Source organism: Pseudomonas rubra, from assembly GCF_028656935.1.
In the GTDB taxonomy this organism is placed as follows: Bacteria; Pseudomonadota; Gammaproteobacteria; order Pseudomonadales; family Pseudomonadaceae; genus Aquipseudomonas; species Aquipseudomonas rubra.
Window position 1 is genome coordinate 1 of record NZ_JAMDGZ010000070.1, and the last position, 1,186, is coordinate 1,186.

Below are 1,186 nucleotides of genomic sequence, written 5' to 3' on the forward strand. Positions count from 1 at the left end.
GGATGCTCCGAACAAGTCACCAAATATCCGTCCCCTGATCGTATGCAGCGTCGGTTCAGCCGGTTTTTCAGCCGCGCATTACACAAAAAACCAGAGACGCCTCTGGTTTTTCTGCATCACAGGCGCACCTCTCCCGTCACGCTCAATAGTTGCCGCCGGGCCATCCACAGATTTGACAACGCAAATAGCGTGGTCAGTTGTGCCGTGTTCTTGGCCAACCCGCGGAAACGAGTTTTCACGTAACCGAACTGCCGCTTGATGACACGAAATGGGTGTTCGACCTTGGCCCTTGCCTGGGCTTTGACCTTTTCAATCCTGCGTTTTGCCTTGTACAGGACGCTGCGCTTACTCAACTTTTTGTAAGTACTGCGGCGTGCTGCGATCTGCCAGATCACCTGCCGACCGTCATGTTCAGGCCGCTTCTCTACGCCGGTGTAACCCGCATCAGCACAGACAACATTCTCGTCACCATGCAACAGATGGGCAACTTCCGTCACGTCAGCCACGTTGGCGGCGGTGCCATGGACATGATGTACCAGACCCGATTCAGCATCGGCTCCGATATGCGCTTTCATGCCGAAGAAGTACTGGTTTCCCTTCTTCGTCTGGTGCATTTCCGGATCGCGTTTGCCCTCCTTGTTCTTGGTCGAACTGGGCGCGTGGATGATCGTGGCATCGACGATTGTGCCCTGGCGCAGCGACAAGCCTTTGTCTCGCAGGTAGGCGTTGATGGTTTCCAGGATGCCTGCCGCCAACTGGTGCTTCTCCAGCAGGTGCCGGAAATTCATGATCGTCGTGTCTTCGGGGATCGGAGCGCTGAGCGTCAGTCGAGCAAACTGGCGCATCGAAGTGATCTCGTACAGCGCTTCTTCCATAGCCGGGTCACTCAGTGAAAACCAGTTTTGCAGCAGATGAATGCGCAGCATGGTTTCCAATGGATAGGGTTTGCGACCGCCACCTGCCTTTGGGTAATGCGGTTCGATCAACGCGACCAGTCCGCTCCACGGCACGACCTGTTCCATCTCGGCCAGGAAACGCTCACGACGGGTTTGCTTGCGCTTACCGGCGTATTCGAAATCGGAAAAGCTCATCTGACTCATGGGGTGGAGGCTTGCTCGGGGACAGTTGGGCGGAGGGCTATTTCAGCACAGGTCAGATGATCTGTGCTGACTTGATCGGAGAATCC

The 1,186-nt window shown here is 55.7% G+C and carries 1 protein-coding gene; it reads right to left on the reverse strand.

From position 1 onward, the window contains the following. Positions 1–116: 116 nt before the first annotated feature. Positions 117–1,100: an IS5 family transposase gene (locus M5G17_RS25500; RefSeq protein WP_273895636.1), complete on the reverse strand. Its 984-nt coding sequence runs from the start codon at positions 1,098–1,100 to the stop codon at positions 117–119. Positions 1,101–1,186: the final 86 nt, after the last annotated feature.